The sequence below is a fragment of the Rhodococcus sp. 06-156-4 genome, assembly GCF_002259345.1.
Taxonomy (GTDB): Bacteria; Actinomycetota; Actinomycetes; order Mycobacteriales; family Mycobacteriaceae; genus Rhodococcoides; species Rhodococcoides fascians_E.
Map to the genome: position 1 here is coordinate 70,307 of NZ_NPGB01000031.1, position 21,625 is coordinate 91,931.

Consider the following 21,625-nt stretch of genomic DNA (forward strand, 5'->3'; position numbering starts at 1 on the left):
GGCCCTCGTGGTCACCGCCGCCGCACTCCTGCTGGGACCGACCTCGGTCGCCGTCGCCCAACCGGAGACGCCCGGCGCGGTGAGCTCCGTCGACCACATCGACAAGATCAGCGATCGACGGTGGGACGTGCACGTCTACTCACCGTCGATGGATCGCGTAATCCCACTGCAGGTCCTCCGACCCGCGGACACCTCGGCACCGCGGCCGACGCTGTACATGCTCAACGGAGCCGGCGGCGGCGAGGACGGCGCGAACTGGCTGAAGCAGACCGACATGCCGGAGTTCTTCGCGGACAAGAACGTCAACGTCGTCATCCCCGTCGGCGGTTACCTCAGCTACTACACCGACTGGGAGCACGACGACCCCGGACTCGGGCGGAACAAGTGGCAGACCTTCCTGACCGAGGAACTGCCTCCCGTCCTCGACGACGCACTCGGGGCCAACGGCGTCAACGCGATCGGCGGCTTGTCCATGTCCGCCGGTAGCGTCCTCGATCTCGCGATCCAGGCACCCGGCCTCTACCGCGGGGTGGCGTCGTACAGCGGGTGTGCGCAGACATCGGATCCAGTAGCACGCAACTTCATTCGCACTCTCATCGCCGTGCGCGGCAAAGGCGACACCGACAACATGTGGGGTCCCGACGGTGATCCTCGCTGGGTCGAGCACGACCCGTACGTCAACGCCGAGGGGCTGCGCGGCCTGGAACTGTTCGTCTCCAACGCAACCGGTCTTCCCGGCCCGCACGAGATGCCGAACGCCGTACGCCCGGTCGGTTCACCCCCACTGCAGGAGCAGATTCTGCTGGGCGGGGTGATCGAAGCCGTCGCCAACGGGTGCGCCGAACGGCTGCAGCAGCGGCTCGGCGAACTGGGTATTCCAGCGCAGTTCGACCTGGGACACCCGGGTACGCACTCGTGGCTGTACTGGCAGGACGCTCTCCGCGCATCCTGGCCGACCCTGGAGCGCGCGCTGGCCGGCTGACGCCTTTTCACGTGCAAAATTTATATTCTACGAAAGCTGTGAGCATGACCCGTGCGTTGAAATCTCTCGTCATCGCCGGCGCACTGATCTGCGGCATGCCCGCAGTGGCGTCGGCCAACCCGCAGACACTGGGCGCGCAGGGGCCGGACGTCTCCTCGTGGCAACACATCGACGGCACCAAGATCGACTGGCACAGCGTGCGAAAGTCCGGCCACGACTTCGCGATGGTGAAGGCAACCGAAGGGCTCGACTACATCAACCCGTACTTCGTGCAGGACTGCCTCGTCATGCGAGCAGCCGCAGTGGCCCGCGGCGCGTATCACTATGCGGACGTACGGCTTTCACCCGAAGCACAGGCCGCTTACTACTCGACGGTGGTGCTCGGAATCAACGGGCCAGGCGACCTGCCTCCGGTGCTGGACCTCGAACACTCGCACGGACTGCCGCCCGAGCACCTCATCGACTGGACCCACCGGTACCTGAACACGGTGCACCTGCTCACCGGACGTCAGCCGATCATCTACACCTATCCGAACTTCTGGCGCACCGCGATGGCGGACACCCACGAGTTCAACCACTACCCACTGTGGATCGCGGACTACAACGACACCCTCGGACCACTCCCCGGCGGGTGGACGAACTGGTTGTTCTGGCAGTACACCGACAGCGGCCGAATCCCCGGGATCGATGCACCGACGGACATCAACCACTACTCCGGCGACGACATCCGTCCGTTGGCGCGCTGGTAACCCCCATGTGAGTCAGCCGAGCCAGTCGAGAACTGCTGCAGCAGTCCAGGATTGCTGCATGCTGCCGAGTGGCTCACCCGTGAACGGCTCGTAGTACTCGGCGAACGTACCGTCGCTGGCCTGCCGCAAGCCTTCCTCACGCAGGTCCAGTGAACGCTCCGCCCAACCCCGGCGCGAGAACGCCCACGAGAACAACCACGTCATGACGGGCCACACCGGACCGCGCCAGTATTCGCGCGGGCGGAAATCTCGCGACACCGGCGACGTCGACGGCGGTACCGCGTAGCGAAGGTCGGGGTGCCCACAGAAACGTGTTCCCTCGAACAGCCGCAGTAGCGTCCGCTCCTGCTCACGCGGTAGTCCACCGCACAACAGCGGCGCGAACATCGCGATGGTGTCGGTGGTGATCCAGCGCCGAGCCCGCAGATCGTAATCTCGTGCCGCACCCGACCGGCTGTCCGTCGTGGCGATGACGCCTGTGCGAAACTTCTCGGCCCATCCACGCAACTCGCGCACATCGGAATTCGGTTTCGAATGCTCCTCGCCGATGGTCGCCAACACATCACACGCCATGGCGAAGATCGCGCTGACGAACACGTCCTCGACCGCGAAGCTCATCTTCTCCTTGAGCGCAGCGTCGTCGTACCCCGCCTGCTTCATCTCCTCGACGAGCCAGATGTAACGGTCGTACTCGATATTGCTCGGCCGCTGCGACGCGTCGGTCACGACCGTGTCGTCCTTGCGCACATACGGCGGCATCTCCCCGGGCACGACACCCCGGTACGACGCGTCCCACCGCGGCGAGTTGTCCATCCCGGATTCCCAGCCGTGAAACAGGGTGACGCGGCCGTTGTCCGCAATGTCGCGCGCCTCGGCCAACCAGCGATGCCACCGCACCAGGTTGTCCCACCGGCGGTCGAGGAACTCCTCCGCGACCGCTCGGGTGGTGCGGCCGTGACGACGGGAATGATCGAGAATTCTCTGCACCGCGATCGCGTGGACGGGTGGCTGGGTGATGCCCGACGTCTGCGGCCCCAACGGAGCGTGCACCGCCAGTTCCGACGTCTCCCACCTCGCCGGACCGGGGAAGTACCCGTCGACGCCGTTGGCGAACACGATGTGCGGAATCATCCCGTTCTTCCACTGCGCCGACAACAACGTGTCCAACTCGACGACCGCGCGTTCCACGCTCAGCGGCGCCAACCCGACCGACACGAACGCCGCGTCCCAGCTCCACATGTGCGGATACAGCTTCGGGGCGGCGCTCGTCATGGTGCCCAGGTCGTTGCCGCGCAGAAGGTAGGCAGCCCGCGCGGCCAACTGTGTCGAAGTGAATCCACGGTCGCCCATCCCTCTAGTTTGCGACCCTTCCGTACTTTCCGCCCATCGAGACTCGAGTTTTTTTCAGGACCGTAACTGTCCGCAATCGTCTCTACTGTCGTTCTCACCAGCAACGAAAGGGAACACCATGACTCTCACCGGTGAAAAAGCCGACATTGCGCGAATGCTCGCCGATCAGCGCAAGAACTTCCTGTACACCGTCACCGGCATCACCGACGACCAGGCCCGCACCCGAACCACCGTCAGCGAACTGACCCTCGGCGGCCTGCTCCACCACGTCGTCAGCAACGAGCGCGGCTGGATGAAAACCATCGCCGACATGGACGAGAACGCAGAATTCGACATGTCCCGTATGGGCACCGAATACGTCATGGGTCCCGACGAGACCGTTGCCGGACTGATCGACGACCTCGCCCGCGTCGCCGCCGACACCGAAACAGCACTCGCCACCATGGACCTCGACGCCCAAATCCCACTCCCGACGGCACCCTGGGCTCCCGAACGCGCATGGCAATCGGCACGGTTCACCCTGCTGCACATCCTGCGCGAAATCGCCCAGCACGCCGGCCACGCCGACATCATCCGCGAATCCCTCGACGGCGGCAGCACCACCATGTCCATGGCCGCCGAAGCGGGCATGACATTCGACTGAGCCCGATCCGTCGGACCGAATGAACCGTTCGGTCACTCCAAGTGACCGAACGTCACGTTCGGTCCGGCACAGTGCACGGATCTAAGGTGGAAGCATGACTTCCACTGCGCTGGTGACGGGTGCGAGCCGGGGACTCGGGGCGGAGATTGCCCGGGTATTGGCGTCGGATCACGAGGTTCGACTGGGCGGACGGTCGGCGGACTCGCTGGCGTCGATTGCGTCGGAACTGCCGGGTTCGACGCCGTGGCCGGTGGATCTTCTCGATCACGACGCTGTGGCCAGGGCGGCGGAGGGTATCGAGTCTCTCGACGTGCTGGTGCACAATGCAGGCGTTGCCGCGCTGGGGACGGTTGCCGAGTCCTCGATTGCGGATTGGCGCGCCCAGTACGAGTCGAACGTTCTCGCGGTCGTGTCCCTGACGAAGGCTCTTCTGCCGGCTTTGCGACGGGCAGGCGGCCACGTGGTACTCATCAATTCCGGGGCGGGTCTGCGTGTCAATCCAGGGTGGGGCGCGTACGCCGCGTCGAAGTTCGCGTTGAGGGCCTTCGGCGACGCGTTGCGCGCGGAGGAGCCGACGCTTCGGGTCACGTCGATTCACCCCGGACGCATCGACACGGACATGCAGAGGGCGATCGTCGAACACGAAGGGGATCACTACGAGCCGTCGCACTTCCTGCGGGCATCCACCGTCGCACAGGCAGTCCGCAATGCAGTCGACACACCGGCCGACGCTGATCCGACCGACATCGTGCTCAAGCCGATTCCCCGCTGAGCAATCGGAACACCGATGAACGGCAGCCATACTCGGGCGGTGATGATTCGACGCGAACGTCCAGCCGACCGCCCGGCCGTGCTCGGCGTCGTGCGGGCAGCATTCCGCCAGGACGACGCCGAACCTGTCGAAGTCGGGTTGACCGAGAAGCTGTTCGCCGACGGGTACGTCCCCGAGTTGTCGCTGGTCGCGGTCGTGGACGGGACAATCGCGGGGTACGTCATCGGTAGCCGCGGCGTCGACTTCGGGGTCGGGATCGGACCGCTCGCCGTGCTCCCGGAGTTCCAGGGCACCGGCGTCGGGAAAGCGTTGATGTACGCGCTGATCGGCGCGTCGGAGGCACTCGACATCCCGGTGCTGGCTCTGCTGGGCGACCCCGGTTACTACAGCCGGTTCGGGTTTCGCGCGGCCTTCGATGTCGGCGTCGAATCGCCCGACCCCGCGTGGGGCCACTTCTTCCAGGCCCTCCAGCTCGGTGCAGGCCCGGTGAACGGGAGCTTTCGGTATGCGAAACCCTTCGACGAGCTGGAGTGACGGACCTAAACTGAGCGCATGCCACTGTCGAAATCGGAACGAGAAGAGTTTCTGTCCGAGCCGCACATCGCGGCCCTGTCGGTCTTCGCCGGCAACGATCGAGGTCCACTGACCGTACCCATCTGGTACCAGTACACCCCCGGCGGCGAAGCCTGGGTGCTCACCGGGAAGACTTCCAGGAAGGCCGAGTTGATCCGTGCTGCAGGGCGATTCAGCTTGATGGTCGAGCGCACGGAGCCGTCCATCCGCTACGTTTCGATCGACGGGCCTCTGCTCCGCGAAGAGCCGGGCAGCGAGGAGAAGTCACGAGAGATGGCCAGCCGCTACCTCGCGCCCGACAAGGTCGAGGGATACCTCGAGTTCGAGAAGACCCTGGGTGAACACGTCGCGTTCTACCTAGAGCCTCGACACTGGTTGTCCGCAGACATGGGCGCTATCTGAGCCTCGCCCGGTGACCCGGTGCTAAATTTCGTACCGTGAAGTCACCTGTTCCCGATTACCTGCGGGAAGTACTGGACAGCCTGTCGAGCAATACGGACGGCGAGGTCGCGGACTACATTCCCGATCTCGCGCATGCGAACCCCGACGTGTTCGGGATTGCGGTGACGACGGTCGACGGACGGACTCATTCCGTCGGCGACGACGAGACCGAGTTCTCGATCCAGTCGATTTCCAAGCCGTTCGCGTACGCGGCCGCGCTGACCGACCGGGGCTTCGACGCCGTGCTCGACACGGTCGGGGTGGAGCCGTCGGGCGAGGCGTTCAACGAGCTGTCCCTCGAAGGTGACACTCGCCGGCCGAAGAATCCGATGATCAACGCAGGCGCCATCGCCACACATTCTCTGCTGGGTTCGTCGGTCGAGGAAAGAACCTCTCGCGCACTGAGTTTCTTCTCGACCCTCGCCGGACGGCAGCTGTCCGTCGACGAGTCCGTCTGCCGGTCCGAGCTGGACACTGCGGACAGAAACCTCGCCATCGCGCACATGCTGCGCAACTACGGCATTCTCCCCGACGAGGCCCATGCCGTCGTCGAGGGCTACACGACGCAGTGCTCCATCAACGTCACGGTCCGCGACCTCTCGCTGATGGGAGCCACGCTGGCGTCCGGCGGGGTTCACCCGACGTCCGGCGAACAGGTCGTCAGCAGGGCGGTCGCCCGGCAGACCCTGTCGGTCATGGCAGGAGCGGGCATGTACGACGCAGCCGGCCACTGGTTGACGTCGGTGGGTATTCCCGCGAAAAGTGGTGTGGCGGGCGGTCTTCTGGGTTCGCTGCCGGGCCAGGTGGGAATCGGCGTCCTGTCACCGAGACTCGACTCGCACGGCAACAGCGTCCGCGGCGTGCAGGTCTTCGAGCGGCTGTCCGACGACATGGGCATGCATCTGATGGACGTCGAGCCCTACGGTTCGTCGGTCCTGCGGAGCATCCGCGACGAGGACGGCGAATCGACGGTCGAGCTGCAGGGCGTCGTACAGTTCGGTGGCGCGGAGATGCTGCTCGACGCCTTGTCCCGCGACACATCCTCGGGCACAATCGTTTTCGACGTCTCCCGGGTGAACCGGTTCTCCGACGTCGGCCGACGAATGACTCTCGAAGGTATGCGACGCATCGTGCTCGACGGCCGAGACGTCGCGCTCATCGATCCCGACGGTGTTCTGCCGGACCCGAACCTGGGCGACGGCACTTACCCCCGGATCCGGACTCAGGACGCCTGATTCAGCAGGATCTCGGTGAACGCTGTTGTCACCGAGGTGATGTGCTCGGGGTGGGTGATCACCGAGACGGTGCGCGTCGGTGCGTCGACCACGTCGATCCGATGAAGCCGAGGAAACAACTCGGCCAGTGACGACGGCAGCAGTGTGACACCCAGCTGCGCCTCCGCCAGCCCGGTGACGAGTTCCGCCGAGTCCGCTTCGATGACCGGACCCCGCTCGACGGACGACTGCGTGAACGCGTGATCGGTCTGCATGCGGGCTTCGCTCCCCGCGGGCCGGTCGATCATCGGGACTCCGCCCAGTTCAGCCAGGCGCACCGTCACCCTGCCTGCCCACTCGTGACGGGGGGAGACGAACAACGACAGCTTCTCCGTCCACAGCGCAGTCGACGTCAGACCGACGTGCGTCCGGCCCGGCGCGAGGCCGATGATCCCCAGGTCGAGGGAACCGTCGGCGACACCTGCGACGGTATCCGCGCTGCCCCTCGGCAGCAGAGACACCGTCGTGTTGGGATGCGAGGTCCCCAACGCGGCGACGGCCGCGACCACATCCACCCGGGTCAAAGGAACGATCATTCCGACGCGGAGGCGTCGAACTTCGGTGTTCGACGGCGAGACGTCCGAGACGAGGCGCGCCACCGCACCCAGCACGCCGTAGGCGCGTTCGAGGAAGATCTGGCCCGCCTTGGTGACGGTGACGCTACGGCTGGTGCGAGTGAACAGCTCGACGCCGAGCTCTCGCTCGAGGTCGCGGATCTGACTGCTCAGAGCGGATTGCGCGACGTGCAGGCGGGCGGCAGCTCGGCTGAAGTGCTGTTCCTCGGCCACCGCGACGGCGTATTGGATATGACGGAGTTCCACCCACTCAATCTATCGCTTAGCGCGATCGATGGTGCTGATCGATCTATTGGACAGCATGATCGATCAGGAGAAGGCTGTACCCGTGAACACGACAACGTCGAACAAAACCGGGATGGGGACTCCCGTCGTCGCCCTCATGGCGGTGGCAACGGGACTGAGCGCCGGCGGCAACTACCTCAACCAGCCACTGCTCGACCTCATCGCCGAACACTTCGGAGTCTCGCAGTCCGCGGCCGCAGTGTCGGTCACCGTCGCGCAGATCTCCTACGCACTCGGTCTGCTGTTCCTCGTTCCGCTCGGCGATGTGGTCGATCGACGGAAGCTCAGCGTCGGACTGATGGCGCTGGCTGCCGTCGGGCAGGCTCTCGCCGGCTTCTCGCCCGGACTCTCGTGGTTGCTCGTCGGGACCGCCATGGCCGGATTGTTCTCCGTTGCCGCGCAGGTCATCGTTCCGTTCGCAGCCTCGATGGCCGACCCGTCGGAGTCGGGCCGAGTCGTCGGAATCGTCATGGGCGGTTTGCTGACGGGAATTCTGCTGGCCCGCAGCATCTCCGGCCTACTGTCCGACGTGACCGGATGGCAGGGGGTGTACCGGCTGGCCTCGGTCCTGATGTTGATCGCGGCAGCGGGCTTGTGGCGGGTACTGCCGCGACACTCGGGGACAGCAGGCGTGTCCTACCTGCCCGCGCTGGCGTCGATGGGCGTGCTCGTCCGTCGGTACCCCCGGTTGCGTGTTCGATCCGCCCTCGGTGCCTTGTCCTTCGCGTCGGTCAGCGCAGTGTTCGCCACGATGACGTTGCTGCTCACCACCGAATTCGGCTTCTCCGCAGCTCAGATCGGGCTGATCGGGCTCGCCGGCGTGGCCGGTGCGCTGATGGCGTCGGTCGCCGGCCGTCTGGCCGACCGCGGACTGGTTCAGTGGGGAACCGGAATCGGCGTCGTACTGCTGATCGCCGTGTGGCCGCTGTTCATGATCGGAAGCCACGTCTGGCTCGTGTTCGTGCTTGCCTTCGTCCTGGTCGATTTGGCACTGCAAGGCGTGCACGTCAGCAATCAGAACGTCGTCTACGCCTTGGAACCCGAAGCACGGGCGCGCATCAACTCGATCTACATGACGACGTACTTCGTCGGAGCGTCGGTGGGGTCCGCCGTCGGCACGCTCGCCTGGAAGCACTACGGCTGGACCGGAGTCTGCATCACCGGAGTGGTGTTCGCCGGTCTGTCGCTGCTGGTGTGGCTGCGCGATCTACAGCTCGGCCGTACCGATCAGCCGCAACTACCGCCGACGCCGAGGCCGGACAGCGCGGAGAACAGTCGGTCCGCCAATCGAGCGTGACCGCCGTCGTTCGGGTGAATTCCGTCGGGCGCGTAATCGGTGGCCGGGTTCAACCATCGCTCCGCCTTCGGATCCAGGAACGTCACGCCTGCCACCCCGGCCGCATCGCGAAGGTGGCGTCGGATCTCGTCGATGTTGCCGTGTTTGGCATTGGGGGCACCGGTCGGCCCGACGACGATGATCCGCGCTTGCGGCGCCACCACGCGATAAGTGAGATACAGGCCGGTCGCCGCCGCGAACAACCTGCCGTCGCCGCGGTCGTTTCCGCTGCCCTGCACGATGATCACGTCCGGAAGCGACGTCGCGACGGCCGCTACCCGCGGGACACTGACGAACGGGTCGGTGCTTGCCGCGTACCCGCTGCCGGACCGCGCCACCAGATTCAGATCCCAGCAACCCCTGGCCCCGAGCAGAGTGGCGTAGCCGCCGTAGCCGCTGCTCGCGCCGATACCCGCGCTGAAGGAATCGCCGACGATCGCCACCCTCAACGGACGTGGTTGCGCGTGCGCGGGAACGTTCCCGACGAGCAGTGCGGCAACGACGATCGCACACAACGCAATCAGCTTTCTCACGAGAACGATGGTAAGTCAGCGAGACTCACGGAGCATCGGTCTTGAGAATTTTCATGGTGATGCGCGAGTCCACCCGCGCGATGGCCGGATCACCCATAAGTTGTGTCGTGAGCCATTTTTCGAACGCTACAAGGTCCGCCACACGAACACGAATGAAATAGTCGGGGATGCCGAACATCCTGCGCAACTCCGCGACCTCCGACATCCCGGCCATGCGTTCCTCGAATGCGGCCACCGTCCGGAAGTCCTTCGCGACGAGGTCGGCATGAATGATGACTTCGAACCCCCGCCCCATGCGTGTTCGATCGACTATGGCGGAGTAACCGGTGATGACGCCGTCCTCCTCCAACTTGCGGACGCGCCTCAGGCACGGCGCAGGCGTGAGCCCCACCTGCGCAGCCAACTCCTGATTGGTCAACCGGCCGTTCTCCTGCAGCAGCAACAAAATGTGCTCATCGATGGCATCCACATCTCTGATATTGCGCGCATCTCGGGCTTTACACAAGAAGCGGCAACAAAATCGCGCGACGTATTTCCTATCATTGCCGCATGACCACGCTCGCCCCCACCCAGCTACGCTCCCCGTTCCGCGACGCCACCCGATCAGCAGGCGTCGTATGGCTCGGATTGTTCGTTCTGGGAATCGGTTTCGGGGTGATCGTCACCGCACACGATCTCCCGTGGTGGCTCGCGCCCATCATCTCCGGCGTCCTCTTCGCCGGCTCCGTCGAATTCATTCTGGTCGGGCTCCTGGCCGCATCCGCGCCCCTCGCCGCGATCGCCATCACCACACTGCTGGTCAACTCACGGCACCTGTTCTACGGTCTCACCTTTCCCCTGCAACGCGTCGACGGCCGAATGGCCAAGCTGTACAGCATCTTCGCGCTCTGCGACGAAGCCTTCGCCCTCGCATCCGCCCGACTACGAGGCCGACAGATCCTGTGGACCCAGTTCGGCCTGCACTCGTCGTGGATGGTCGGATCCCTCGTCGGCGCCGGTGTGGGCAGCTCCCTGCTCGCCGGACTCGAAGGACTCGACTTTGTTCTCACCGCACTGTTCGTCGTGCTGTTCCTCGACGTCTACCGCGAAAATCCCGACCGGGTGACGCTGATGTTGGCCGTCGGCGCCGGGATGATCGGGTGGGTGCTCGCGCCTGGATCCATGCTGGTCGTGGCAATGTGCGTGTTCACCGCAGCCCTGATGGTCAGGCACCGGCGTGGTTGACTACTGGTACATCGCCGCAGCCCTGGCCGTCGCCGTCGGAATCACATTCTCGCTGAGAGCAATTCCGTTCCTCGTCCGATCGTCCCTGCGAGAATCCGCCCTCCTCGACTCACTCGGTAAGTGGATGCCCCTCGGCGCCGTCGCCATCCTCGCCGTCTACGCCCTGTCCTCCATCGACCTCACCGGCGCCGCCCACGGCATCCCACCCCTCGCCGGCGTCACCGTCACCATCGGCCTGCACCTCTGGCGCCGCAACATCGCCCTCAGCATCCTCGGCGGCACCGTCACCTGCGTCATCCTGCAGAACTGGGTGTTCTGAACCCGTCGAATTCGCACTTGTGCAGGTCCTCACCGGCGTGTCGTCTGCACAAGTGCGAACTCGAGATGGACTGGATGAATCACGAATCCCACCAGTGTCATTCGGGGGCTCGACCGAATCGTAATATAACGAGTCTGTGACGCGGGTAACAGTGTTGGTTGAATGCGCGACATACTCCTCAGGCGGCACAAGAGACCCACTGAAGACATTCCGACAGACTCGACCCTGGAGGCACCGCATGACCGTAGTGAACGATTACTCGAAGTTGGCCTTCACCGATTACGCCGACACTGCGGTCACCAACTACGCAACGCCTGCGGTTCTGCCCATTCGCACCACCGGCACCCAGGCTCCAGTCTTCTGCATCCACCCGATCGAGGGGCTGACCAGCTGCTACGCCGAGCTCGTGGAGCATGTCGGCGAAGATCGGCCCGTGTATGGGGTTCAGGCGATCAGCACCAAGGCCGAGTCTCTGGCATCGCTCGCCGCGCTCTACGCCGACGAGATCGTGGCGGTCCAGGCGTCGGGCACCGTGCATCTTCTCGGTGTCTCCTTCGGCGGCGTTCTCGCCCACGCGATAGCCGTCGAGCTCCAGCGCCGGGGCGTGAGCGTCGGGCAGCTCGTTCTGGTGTCGGCCGAACCACGTCCGCAGGCCGCCGACACGGGCCGCGAACTCCTGGCACGAATGGGCGACGTCATCGACCGCAGCCGCGCCGAGGAACTCCTGGCCATCGCCGCACACAACGGCACACTGGCGGCTCGGCATTTCCCCGGCGTGTTCGTCGGGCAAGCAGTGGTAGTTGCCGACGAGTTCGGCGGCGGCGCCTGGCACCCGTTCATCAGCGGAACGGTCACCAAGTACCTGATTCCCGACGCACGCGATCTCTCCCTCGTCGGCGAATTGGCCGACCGCTTCTTCTGACCGCGAACCGCGGAGTCACTCCAACGCCGTAATCAACGGGCCGATCGGGCCGAGATCGAGTGCTCCGGACCCCGCCGCGCGCTCGTCGACTGCAGGGAGCAGGGCCGTGTGTGCGCGTCGAGCAGCGCCGTGATGCCCGACGCGGAGGGCAGCTGTACCGACCAGGTACCAACAGATTTCGGCCATCAGATCGTGCGGCGGATCGGGGACCGTCTCGAGCATGCCCGACGCCTCCGCGTCGGTCGCGAGGAGCGGTTGGGCCCACGGCGCATAGGGGCCGAAGTCTCCCCTGGGTAGTGCAGTGTCGTTCCGCAGAGCCGTGGTCAGCGCGGACATGGCGGTCAATCCGGTTCGGAATCCAGGCATTTCGTCACCGTCCGGTGGAGGTGGTCCGCCGGTGAAGGTGTAGCGGAACCACGCGGTGAACACCGACGCGAGGGGGCGATCGAATCTGGCGGCGATTCCGTCCACGAGGTCTGCCTCCGCCGAGGCTTCGTCGATGTCGTCGAGCGCGCACAACGCTTGCATGCGGATCAGTCGACCGGCGATGTCGAAGGTGGGCAACTCGGATGCCACGGCGATGTCGATGATGTCGGCACCGATGCGTTCACGATCGCGGGCCAGGCCGGTCCTCCGACACGTCTGCAGATAGCGTGCGCTCAGCGCGAGGCAGAGTAGCGCCGGGTCGGCGAGGGTCCGCGCCAGCCGCTCGGCCTCTCGTGCCTCGTCCATCCGGCTGTCCACGCCACGAGATTCCATCGCGATCGTCGCCAGCAGACGGGCCCGTACCCGGGTCGACGCCGTCGGCGGGAGGATCGCCAGAGTCCGGTCGGCGGCCTCGACGATGGCCGCTGATTTCGCCGGATCGTCGGACCGCGTCCAGACTCCCGGAACGTCGTAACCCACGACGACGCGTGCCGTCAGCTCCGGATCACCGAACTGCTCGGCAGCGCGGATCGTCGCCACGCGCTGCTCGGTGGCCGCGTCGACCGATCCGGACTGGGCAAGAAGCGGCAGAAGCGCTGTAGCACTTTCGATCTGCGATCGCGCACCGCCGCGAGCCTGCGCCGCCGCAGTCTGCATCAGGACAGAGCTACCGTGAGAGAGCAGCCCAGAATCCCGCGTCAGAATACGCTGTTCCAGACTTGCCAGGCGATCACTCGGATCGAGGCCCAGCCCACGAACGAACGTCTCGCGAGCACGCCGCAGAACCTCGAGCGCGTCACCCTGCCGACCCGCCCCGTACAACGCAACAGCCAACAGACGCCACCCCTCCTCACGCCACGGGTGCTCGTCGACGTGGCGGTCGAGTGACGCAATGATGCTGTCCCCCTTGCCCTCGGCGATCCGCGCCTCCGCACGTCGCTCCACGGCACCGGCCCTGAGCTCTGCGATTCGCGCGCGTTCTCCCGTTGCCCACGCACGATCCGCGAACTCCTCGAACGCATGTCCGCTCCACTGCTCGAGTGCATGCTCGGGCTCGTCGTCCCGAACCAACTGCTCCGCGCGCCACAGATCCACCGCGTCGGCGGCCAGAACGAGTGCGTATCCGGCACCCCTGGTCACCAACGTCGTCGGGGGAGTGCGCGCCGGCCTGCCAGGCTCCAGGATCTTCCGAAGCTCACCCACGAAGGTCTGCACGATGCCGAGTGCACCCGCAGGTGCGTCCTCCCACAGATCGTCGACGAGACTCGACGTGCGCACCGTCTTACCGCGAGCGATCACCAGCAGGCAGAGCATCTCGCGTAGACGCGGCTTCGAGATGCGCACCGGCATACCGTCGATCTCCACCTCCACCGGGCCGAGAACGCGGATCCGAAGCTCGCTCACGCTGCGATTCTAGTTCGCGCTGATCGGCCGCTGATCGACGTGCACGACGATCGACGCATGTACATGAACCTCACCGGAAAATCGGCATTCGTCAGCGGTTCCACCGAAGGAATCGGATACGCCGTCGCGCGGGCGCTGCTCGCCGAAGGCGTCGACGTGACGATCAACGGCCGCGACACTGCGCGGCTCGATCGTGCCGTCGAATCACTGCAACACCACGCCCCCGACGCCACCGTCCGCGGAATCGTCGCCGACTTCGCCGTGGCCACCGACGTCGAACTCCTTCTCGACCGACTCGGGGACGTCGACATCCTCGTGAACAACGTCGGTCTGTTCGAACTCACACCCTTCACCGACATCTCCGACGACGACTGGCAGCGATACTTCGACGTCAACGTCATGAGCGGAGTGCGTCTGGCCCGACGCCTCATGCCCGGCATGCTGGGGCGTGGATGGGGACGAATCCTGTTCGTCAGCAGTGAATCCGGAGTCGACGTGCCGGCCGACATGATCCACTACGGCACGAGCAAGACCGCGATGCTGTCCCTGGGGAACGGGTTGGCCAAGCTCACGAAAGGCACTGCTGTGACGGTCAATTCGGTCCTCGGTGGACCCACCTACTCCGACGGAGTCGCACGGACCGTCGACGCTCTCGCCGCGGCGCGGTCCATCCCCGTCGACGACCTGAAATCTGCCATCGCGATCTCCAACACGACGTCCCTGCTGCAACGTTTCATCGAACCGGCCGAAATCGCGAACATGGTGACGTTCCTGGCCAGCCCGGTCGCCTCGGCCACCAACGGCGCAGCGGTCAGAGTCGACGGGGGAGTCCTACCCACGCTGCTCTAGGGCACCGGCGTCGGCGCGAGGCTGTTGCCCGGGGGAATCGTGGCGCAATTGCTGTGCGTCGGAGCCCCCGAGAAACGCTCGGTCATGAACAGCAGGCCCTGGGCCTCGAACGGCGGAAAAGCCTCGCCGTGGGTCAACCCGTCGTACTGCGAGTACTGGACGTCGACGCCCTGGCTGCAGTACTGGTGTGCAAGCGCCTGAACGTCGGCAGTGATCATGATGGTGTCACCGATCGGATCCGCGTGGCCAACGGCCAAGAACATCGGAACACGCGGTGTACCTGCGGTGCCCATGATGTTGTCGTTGATCGCCTCGACTACCTCCGGCACATCCAGAAGTGACGTGTACGGCGCCTTCACCATGTCTGCATCGGTGAGGGTGGGGTAGTCGTCGGCGAACTGCGCGATGCACTCCTGATCCACCTGGTCCATCACCTGCAGCCCGTAGTCCGAGACGAATTCGCTGGTGTTCAGTCCGTACGCCCGCTGGTACGCGACGATGAGTGCCGGAATCACACCCGCCCATTGCGCGCTTCCGCTGACGTACGGAAGATTGTGCGCGAGGTCGACCGGGAGACCACCCGCCGCGACGCCGACAAGGTTGAGCTCCGGCGCGTAACTCGGTGCAACCTCGGCACCCCACTGCGTCGGAACCGAGCCTCCCGAGTATCCGATCATCCCGACGGGAGTCGACGTCGGCACCTGCAGGAACTGCTCGGCCGCGCGAATACCGTCCAGCGCCGCGTATCCGGACTGTCGTCCGATCGTCCACTCCAGTTCTTCACCTTCGTAATCCGGCGCGACGACGGTGTATCCCGCAGCGAGGTAACCCGCGATCACTGCCTGCTCCGCCTCGGCAATAGGACTCGTCGCACCACCGCTGAGGGTGTAGGACGGGTCGCACTGCGATCCGAGAGCGTCGTACGCCATGTGGTACGAGACGATCTTGGTCGGGCCGGGAATCAGCGGTCGCAGAACGGCCGCCGCGGTGACTGCACCGCGACCCTGTTGATCGGTGGTGCGGAACAGCACCTGATCCCCGGTGATCGGCGTGGTCAGGGTCGGCGTTGCGAACACCATCGGCCGACTCCGCAGCACCGTGCCCGGCGCAACGTCGAGAGACCCGTCGTAGCTGTAGAACGGATCGTTCGCCGGAATTGGCGACCCGGGACCCGGATCCGCCTGGGCAACGAACGCACTCGACCCGACGACCACGGCAGCGACCACGCCGACCAAGAAGCCTTTACCAACTCGTGACATGAGACAGATTAAAGCGCACCCATGCCCCCTGTGGCACCACTGATCGCAAGTCTCATCCTCAAAGGATGGGTCCACTCACGCAGGGGATTACTTCAGAACGATATTGACCATGCGTCCCGGAATGACGATGACCTTCGTCGGCGCCTTTCCGTCCAGCAGGGCTGCGATCTTCTCGTCCTCCAACGCGATTTTCTCGACGTCGGCCGGAGCTGAATCGGCAGGTACGGAGACACGGCTACGGACCTTGCCGTTGACCTGGATCGGGTAGTCGACGGTATCCGCGACGAGCCACTTCTTCTCGACCCGCGGGAACGGCCCGTGGGCGAGAGAACGATCGTGGCCGAGCAGCTTCCACAGCTCCTCGGACAGATGCGGAGCCATCGGTGCGAGCATCAGGACCAGCGGCTCCACGACACCGCGCGGTGCACCGTCCGGATACGCCTTCGTGAGGTGGTTGGTGAGCTCGATGAGCTTGGCACCGGCCGTATTGTCGCGCAGCGCAGTGTAATCCGCCTCCACACCGTCGATCACCCGATTGAGGACGCGCAACGTGTCCTCGGTGGGCTTGTCGTCGGTGACGCGCACAGCGCCGGTCTCCTCGTCGAGCACCAGCCGCCACACACGCTGCAGGAAACGCTGCGCGCCGACGACGTCCTTGGTCGCCCACGGACGCGAGGTGTCCAGCGGACCCATCGACATCTCGTACACACGCAGGGTGTCGGCACCGTACTCGGTGAAGATGTCGTCGGGCGAGACCGAGTTCTTCAGGCTCTTGCCCATCTTCCCGTACTCGCGGTTGACAGGTTCGCCCTGGTAGAAGTACCCGCCGTCGCGTTCTTCCACCTCCTCGGCCGGAACGTAGACGCCACGCGCATCGGTGAACGCATAGGCCTGGATGTAGCCCTGGTTGTAGAGGCGACGGTACGGCTCGCTCGAGCTGACATGCCCCAGATCGAACAGCACCTTGTGCCAGAACCGCGAGTACAGCAGGTGCAGCACCGCATGCTCGACGCCGCCGACGTACAGATCGACGCCGCCCGGATCGTTCGGGCCGTGGATCTCCGGACGCGGCCCCGTCCAGTACTTCTCGTTCTCCGGGTCCGCGAACGTCTCCGAGTTGGTCGGATCGATGTACCGCAGCTGGTACCACGAGCTACCCGCCCACTGCGGCATCACATTGGTGTCGCGGCGGTACGTCTGCAGCCCGTCGCCGAGATCCAGCTCCACCTCCACCCAATCCGACGCCTTCGCCAGGGGCGGGGAGGGCTCGGAGCTTGCGTCGTCCGGGTCGAAGGAGACCGGTGCGTAGTCTTCGACCTCGGGAAGCTGAACGGGGAGCACACTGTCCGGGAGTGCGTGGGCATTGCCGTCGGCGTCGTAGACGATGGGGAAGGGTTCGCCCCAGTACCGCTGACGGGCGAACAGCCAGTCCCGCAGCTTGTACTGGATCTTGCCGATGCCCGTGCCGTCGGCTTCCAGCTTCTTCACGATGGCGGCCTTGGCGTCGTCGACCGAAAGCCCGTCCAGGAAGCCGGAGTTCACCAACGGGCCGTCGCCGGTGTATGCGGCCTCGGTGACATCTCCGCCCGAGATGACCTCGCGGATGGGCAGCCCGAACTTCGTGGCGAATTCCCAGTCGCGTTGGTCGTGGGACGGCACCGCCATGATCGCGCCCGTGCCGTAGCCGGTGAGGACGTAGTCCGCGATGAACACCGGGACCTGTTCACCGTTGACGGGATTGACGGCGTAGGAGCCGGTGAAGACACCGGTCTTCTCCTTGTTCTCCTGACGCTCCAGGTCGGACTTCGCGGCGATCGAAGAGCGGTACGTTGTAACGGCTTCCGCGGGAGTCGCGGCGCCGCCGGTCCAGATCTCCGACACACCGTCGGGCCAGGAGGCAGCCACCAGACCGTCGACCAAGTCGTGTTCGGGCGCGAGCACCACGTAACTGGCACCGAACAGCGTGTCCGGCCGCGTCGTGAACACCGTGATGTCACCGAATGACACCTCGGCGCCGCGCGATCGACCGATCCAGTTGCGCTGCATCGTCTTGACCTTGTCCGGCCAATCGAGGTACTCGAGGTCGTCGATCAAGCGATCCGAGTACGCAGTGATACGCATCATCCACTGCTTCAGGTTCTTTCGGAACACCGGGAAGTTGCCACGGTCGCTGCGACCGTCGGCCGTGACCTCCTCGTTCGCCAGCACCGTACCCAAGCCGGGGCACCAGTTGACCAGCGAATTGGACTCGTACACGAGGCGGAACGAATCCAGCACCTCAGCCTTCTCCGCCGCCGACAGAGCCGACCACTCCCGGCCGTCCTCGAGCGCACGCGAACCGTCGGCGAACGACGATTCCAGCTCCGAGATGGGGCGCGCCTTCTGCTGCTCCTCGTCGTACCAGGAGTTGAAGATCTGCAGGAAGATCCACTGCGTCCAGTGATAGAAGTCGACATCCGTCGTCGCCAGGGATCGACGCCGGTCATGACCGAGGCCGAGACGTCCCAGCTGGCGACGCATGTTCGCGATGTTCGCCTCCGTCGTCGTCCGCGGATGCGTACCCGTCTGGACGGCGTACTGCTCCGCAGGCAGACCGAAGGCGTCGTATCCGAGCGCGTGCAGAACGTTGCGTCCGTGCATCCGATGGAAACGCGCGAACACGTCCGTCGCGATGTACCCGAGCGGGTGACCGACGTGGAGGCCGCTTCCCGACGGGTACGGGAACATGTCCTGAACGAATAGCTTGTCCTTCGGGACGTCACCGGCAAGCGCACCGACCGGGTTGGGAGCGTCGAACGTGCCCTGCTCTTCCCACAGGTCTTGCCATTGCTTCTCGATGCGCGCGGCCACATCCGCGGTGTAGCGGTGCTGGGGCGTTGCGTCCACTGGAACAGTCACCCACGCAGTTTAGTCGTAGCCACCTGCTGCCCTTGTGAGCGGGAATCCGCCCAGCTCAGATGCGCGTACTACGGGCGCGCGCAGAAGACGTATCCTTACCAGCGTGATCGTCGTGTCCATACTCATGTTCGTCCTCGCGCTCGTCGTCGGCTCCGTTGCCACGGCCTCGCTGACAGGCAAGCTCCCCCGCAACCGGTGGGCGGGAGTCCGAACGGCGGAGTCCATGCGCGACGACGAGACCTTCGTCATGGCCAACAAAGTCGCAGGCCCCACCACGGCAGCGTCGGCGCTACTGCTGCTCATCGGCGGTGCAGCGGCACTGATGCTCGGCGGCGCATTCTCGATCATCGCCGTCGTCGCATGCCTGGTCGCCGCATTCGTCACCGCCGGTGTCGGCGGATCCATCGGTGCGCGTGCGGCCGCCGCCAAGCCTGCCCCGGAGACGGGTGGGTGCGGTCACTCCTGCATCTCGTGCAGCCTCAAGGACGCGTGCGCCCCGAGCTGAGCTCAGGAGCGGAGCCTGCGGAGTGACCAGACCGACAGCAGTGAAGCAGCGGACGATCGACCCGGCTGGAGTGATCTTCGGCGTCGTCGTGCCGATCGCTGCGGCCGCACTCGGACTCGTGGCCGTGCAGGTCTGGCGCACCCGGCTTCCGGATCAGATCGCCACCCACTGGTCGGGCACCGAACCGGACGGATTCATGAGTCCGTCGACGAGCGCCTGGACTCTCGCGATCGTCATCGTGCTCGTCGGCGGTGGATGCAGCGCCGTTGCAGCGCTGTCCCACGCCCTGCTCATCCTGCGCCGGACGATGCTGATGATCGGCCTCACCGTCGTCGGCCTCATCACCGTCCTGCAACTGGCGATACTCGCCAGGCAACTCGATGTCACGACCGTCACCAACGTCGAGATCCCCGGCTGGGCGATCGGAGTGGGAACGCTCGTCGGATTCGCCGTCGGACTCCTCGGCGCGACCCAGCTGCGTGACTACCGAGACCGTGTCGACGCCACTTCACCGCCGCCGGCGACGTTGCCGCGCGCGAGGGCCGAACTCCCCATCGTCGAACCCATCGGCGCGAGCCGCACATCCATCGCGATCGTGTTCACCATCCTGGCCGCGGCAGCCGCACTGACCTGCTGGCTGTCCGAGTCCTGGTGGCCGGTCGCCGTCTTCGCACCGATCGCGGCGTTCACCTCGTCGCTCATGCGGTACGAGCTGATCGTCGACAAACTCGGCATCCACGTCCGCAGCCTCGGCATGCCCGCCTTCGAATACTCCATCGGCGAAGTCACCGGGGCCTCGGTTCGCGAGGTGGACCCGTTCTCGGACTTCGGCGGATGGGGCCTCCGCGTCAAAGGCCGCGGCAACTACGCGGTGGCCACCCGTAAAGGTCCCGCCGTGTTCCTCACCTTCGCGAACGGACAGAAACTGACCGTCACGGTCGACGGCGCGGACGCAATCGCGGGTACCGTCAACTCGCTGGCGTCCGAGCGTTGAATTGCGCTGAAACAAACCGATCGCCGCTTTTTACATCTAGGCTGTGATCGTAAAGGGGTAAGGGCTGGAGGCCGGCACGGACGACACACGATCATCAGCGGACGACAAGCCCGGATCGGTCCGCACCGGCAACCACAGGAAGCCGTCGACCGATACCGTGTGGACCACGCTGCAGGAGTGGTATCAGCAGCCGTTCGATTACGAGTGGATCATTCACCACCGCTCCACGCGGGGCCTGCACCGATCGCTTCAGAACATGTTCGGCGCGGCCACACTGCTGTACGCGGCCGCGTCGATCCTCATGCTGTTCAGCTCACGCGGACCACAGGGACTCTTCGCCCAAGCCTGGGTCGGCCTCGTTCTGCTTCTTCAGGTCGCCGTCGCACTGCGCTGGTTCTTCGGCCCGCTGCCCACACGCCGAGACTTCATCGCCTTCGCCATCTTCGGTGACGTCGGCCTGACGTCCGTGCTCGTGCTGTACGAGCCGTTCGGTGCACTCATCGGATCCGGCTTGTTCGTCGTCACCGGCGCATTGTGCACCTACTTCCTCAGCCAACGCTGGCTGCTCGCCCACCTCGCCTGGTGCGTCGTGTTCGTCTCCATCACGGCCGTCAGAGCAATGTTCACGGGGTCCGAGGACGTACCGACAGCCCTGGCCGGCGGACTCGTCGCCATCGCCATCAACTCCGCGATACCCCTGCTCGCCCACATCGCGTGGACCGCGATCGGCCGAGATGCCCGACGCTCGCTGCTCGACCCACTGACCGAACTGCTCAACCGTCGCGGCGTCGAAGACGCGGCCCTGACCCTGATGTCGCGCAGCCACGCACGAGGTCACTGCCTGGTGGTCGTCGTCGTGGACATCGACCGATTCAAGGCCGTCAACGACTACTTCGGCCACGATGCAGGCGACGACGTCATCGTCACCGTCGCCCACCGTCTACGAGAACTCTTCGAGGACGACGGCGTCGTCGCCCGCACCGGGGGCGAGGAATTCCTCGTCGTGTTCACCGGCACGATCGAACATGCCCACGACATGGTGCACCGAATCGGCCACAGCCTTTACCGCGGCGACGATCGGATCCCCATCACGGTGAGCGTCGGAGCCGCCGTGGTGTCGAGCCCGTCGGACCTGTGGAACGACAATGCCGCCACCATCACCAAGGCCACCCGGGCCGCCGACTCGATGATGTATCGAGCCAAGTACGACGGCGGCAACCGCACCGCCTCGATTCAACTCTGACACCCCGAACCCGGACGACCCCAGCAGAGAGCCCGGACTTCACCGTGGAAGCCCGGGCTCGGTTCTGAT

The 21,625-nt window shown here is 65.2% G+C and carries 22 protein-coding genes; 15 read left to right on the forward strand and 7 right to left on the reverse strand.

The window, feature by feature from the left end:
• Positions 1–7 precede the first annotated feature (7 nt).
• Together CH290_RS22860 and CH290_RS22865 are read left to right on the forward strand one after the other, a co-directional pair.
• On the forward strand, positions 8–982 hold the full coding sequence (locus CH290_RS22860) for an alpha/beta hydrolase (protein ID WP_033189479.1): 975 nt from the start codon (positions 8–10) through the stop codon (positions 980–982).
• Between the two features lie 44 nt (positions 983–1,026).
• Positions 1,027–1,731, forward strand: coding sequence for a glycoside hydrolase family 25 protein (locus CH290_RS22865; RefSeq protein WP_033189478.1), 705 nt, complete (start codon positions 1,027–1,029; stop codon positions 1,729–1,731).
• Between the two features lie 12 nt (positions 1,732–1,743).
• On the opposite strand, the gene ggh is transcribed toward CH290_RS22865, so the two are convergent.
• Positions 1,744–3,081: a glucosylglycerate hydrolase gene (ggh, locus tag CH290_RS22870; RefSeq protein WP_019665105.1), complete on the reverse strand. Its 1,338-nt coding sequence runs from the start codon at positions 3,079–3,081 to the stop codon at positions 1,744–1,746.
• 118 nt (positions 3,082–3,199) lie between these two features.
• On the opposite strand from ggh, the gene CH290_RS22875 reads away from it, so the two are divergent.
• The 5 genes from CH290_RS22875 to CH290_RS22895 all read left to right on the forward strand — a co-directional run bounded on the left by CH290_RS22875 (position 3,200) and on the right by CH290_RS22895 (position 6,745).
• Positions 3,200–3,724 (forward strand): DinB family protein, encoded by a 525-nt coding sequence (locus CH290_RS22875; RefSeq protein WP_033189477.1) that lies wholly within the window; start codon positions 3,200–3,202, stop codon positions 3,722–3,724.
• A 94-nt stretch (positions 3,725–3,818) separates the two neighbouring features.
• The gene (locus CH290_RS22880) at positions 3,819–4,496 is read left to right on the forward strand and encodes an SDR family oxidoreductase (protein ID WP_033189476.1); all 678 of its coding nucleotides are present in this window, start codon (positions 3,819–3,821) and stop codon (positions 4,494–4,496) included.
• Positions 4,497–4,538: 42 nt separating this feature from the next.
• Positions 4,539–5,030, forward strand: coding sequence for a GNAT family N-acetyltransferase (locus CH290_RS22885; protein WP_033189475.1), 492 nt, complete (start codon positions 4,539–4,541; stop codon positions 5,028–5,030).
• Positions 5,031–5,048: 18 nt separating this feature from the next.
• A complete protein-coding gene (locus CH290_RS22890; RefSeq protein ID WP_019665101.1) occupies positions 5,049–5,471 on the forward strand; it encodes a pyridoxamine 5'-phosphate oxidase family protein in 423 nt (140 codons plus the stop codon).
• 35 nt (positions 5,472–5,506) lie between these two features.
• The gene (locus tag CH290_RS22895) at positions 5,507–6,745 is read left to right on the forward strand and encodes a glutaminase (protein WP_033189474.1); all 1,239 of its coding nucleotides are present in this window, start codon (positions 5,507–5,509) and stop codon (positions 6,743–6,745) included.
• Here CH290_RS22895 and CH290_RS22900 read toward each other — a convergent pair.
• Positions 6,733–7,605 (reverse strand): LysR family transcriptional regulator, encoded by an 873-nt coding sequence (locus CH290_RS22900; protein WP_019665099.1) that lies wholly within the window; start codon positions 7,603–7,605, stop codon positions 6,733–6,735. The genes CH290_RS22895 and CH290_RS22900 overlap by 13 nt on opposite strands.
• A 31-nt stretch (positions 7,606–7,636) precedes the next feature.
• Here CH290_RS22900 and CH290_RS22905 point away from each other — a divergent pair, with 31 nt between their 5' ends.
• The gene (locus CH290_RS22905) at positions 7,637–8,941 is read left to right on the forward strand and encodes an MFS transporter (protein ID WP_033189473.1); all 1,305 of its coding nucleotides are present in this window, start codon (positions 7,637–7,639) and stop codon (positions 8,939–8,941) included.
• On the opposite strand, the gene CH290_RS22910 is transcribed toward CH290_RS22905, so the two are convergent.
• Both CH290_RS22910 and CH290_RS22915 read right to left on the reverse strand, forming a co-directional pair.
• A complete protein-coding gene (locus CH290_RS22910; protein ID WP_019665097.1) occupies positions 8,872–9,513 on the reverse strand; it encodes an SGNH/GDSL hydrolase family protein in 642 nt (213 codons plus the stop codon). The two genes, CH290_RS22905 and CH290_RS22910, sit on opposite strands and share 70 nt — an antisense overlap.
• Before the next feature lie 25 nt (positions 9,514–9,538).
• Complete coding sequence (locus tag CH290_RS22915; RefSeq protein ID WP_033189472.1) at positions 9,539–9,982, reverse strand: Lrp/AsnC family transcriptional regulator; 444 nt, start codon at positions 9,980–9,982, stop codon at positions 9,539–9,541.
• Positions 9,983–10,062: 80 nt separating this feature from the next.
• Between CH290_RS22915 and CH290_RS22920 the strand changes: the two genes are divergently transcribed.
• The 3 genes from CH290_RS22920 to CH290_RS22930 all read left to right on the forward strand — a co-directional run bounded on the left by CH290_RS22920 (position 10,063) and on the right by CH290_RS22930 (position 11,978).
• Complete coding sequence (locus CH290_RS22920; protein ID WP_033189471.1) at positions 10,063–10,737, forward strand: AzlC family ABC transporter permease; 675 nt, start codon at positions 10,063–10,065, stop codon at positions 10,735–10,737.
• On the forward strand, positions 10,730–11,056 hold the full coding sequence (locus CH290_RS22925) for a branched-chain amino acid transporter permease (RefSeq protein ID WP_033189470.1): 327 nt from the start codon (positions 10,730–10,732) through the stop codon (positions 11,054–11,056). Before CH290_RS22920 ends, CH290_RS22925 begins: the two co-directional genes overlap by 8 nt.
• A gap of 238 nt (positions 11,057–11,294) precedes the next feature.
• Positions 11,295–11,978, forward strand: coding sequence for a thioesterase domain-containing protein (locus CH290_RS22930; RefSeq protein ID WP_019665093.1), 684 nt, complete (start codon positions 11,295–11,297; stop codon positions 11,976–11,978).
• Between the two features lie 15 nt (positions 11,979–11,993).
• Here the strand turns inward: CH290_RS22930 and CH290_RS22935 are convergent, their stop codons facing one another.
• A complete protein-coding gene (locus CH290_RS22935) occupies positions 11,994–13,808 on the reverse strand; it encodes a BTAD domain-containing putative transcriptional regulator (RefSeq protein ID WP_033189469.1) in 1,815 nt (604 codons plus the stop codon).
• Between the two features lie 57 nt (positions 13,809–13,865).
• Here CH290_RS22935 and CH290_RS22940 point away from each other — a divergent pair, with 57 nt between their 5' ends.
• On the forward strand, positions 13,866–14,657 hold the full coding sequence (locus CH290_RS22940) for an SDR family NAD(P)-dependent oxidoreductase (RefSeq protein WP_170947520.1): 792 nt from the start codon (positions 13,866–13,868) through the stop codon (positions 14,655–14,657).
• Here CH290_RS22940 and CH290_RS22945 read toward each other — a convergent pair.
• Together CH290_RS22945 and leuS are read right to left on the reverse strand one after the other, a co-directional pair.
• Positions 14,654–15,916, reverse strand: coding sequence for a lipase family protein (locus tag CH290_RS22945; protein ID WP_033189467.1), 1,263 nt, complete (start codon positions 15,914–15,916; stop codon positions 14,654–14,656). The genes CH290_RS22940 and CH290_RS22945 overlap by 4 nt on opposite strands.
• A gap of 87 nt (positions 15,917–16,003) precedes the next feature.
• Positions 16,004–18,814 (reverse strand): leucine--tRNA ligase, encoded by a 2,811-nt coding sequence (gene leuS / locus CH290_RS22950; protein WP_371828587.1) that lies wholly within the window; start codon positions 18,812–18,814, stop codon positions 16,004–16,006.
• 103 nt (positions 18,815–18,917) lie between these two features.
• Between leuS and CH290_RS22955 the strand changes: the two genes are divergently transcribed.
• The 3 genes from CH290_RS22955 (at position 18,918) to CH290_RS22965 (ending at position 21,556) form a co-directional block, all read left to right on the forward strand.
• Positions 18,918–19,319, forward strand: a complete 402-nt coding sequence (locus CH290_RS22955) for an SdpI family protein (protein WP_033189465.1) — start codon at positions 18,918–18,920, stop codon at positions 19,317–19,319.
• 22 nt (positions 19,320–19,341) lie between these two features.
• Complete coding sequence (locus CH290_RS22960; protein ID WP_371828586.1) at positions 19,342–20,313, forward strand: DUF1648 domain-containing protein; 972 nt, start codon at positions 19,342–19,344, stop codon at positions 20,311–20,313.
• Positions 20,314–20,470: 157 nt separating this feature from the next.
• Positions 20,471–21,556: a GGDEF domain-containing protein gene (locus CH290_RS22965; RefSeq protein WP_033189463.1), complete on the forward strand. Its 1,086-nt coding sequence runs from the start codon at positions 20,471–20,473 to the stop codon at positions 21,554–21,556.
• Positions 21,557–21,625: the final 69 nt, after the last annotated feature.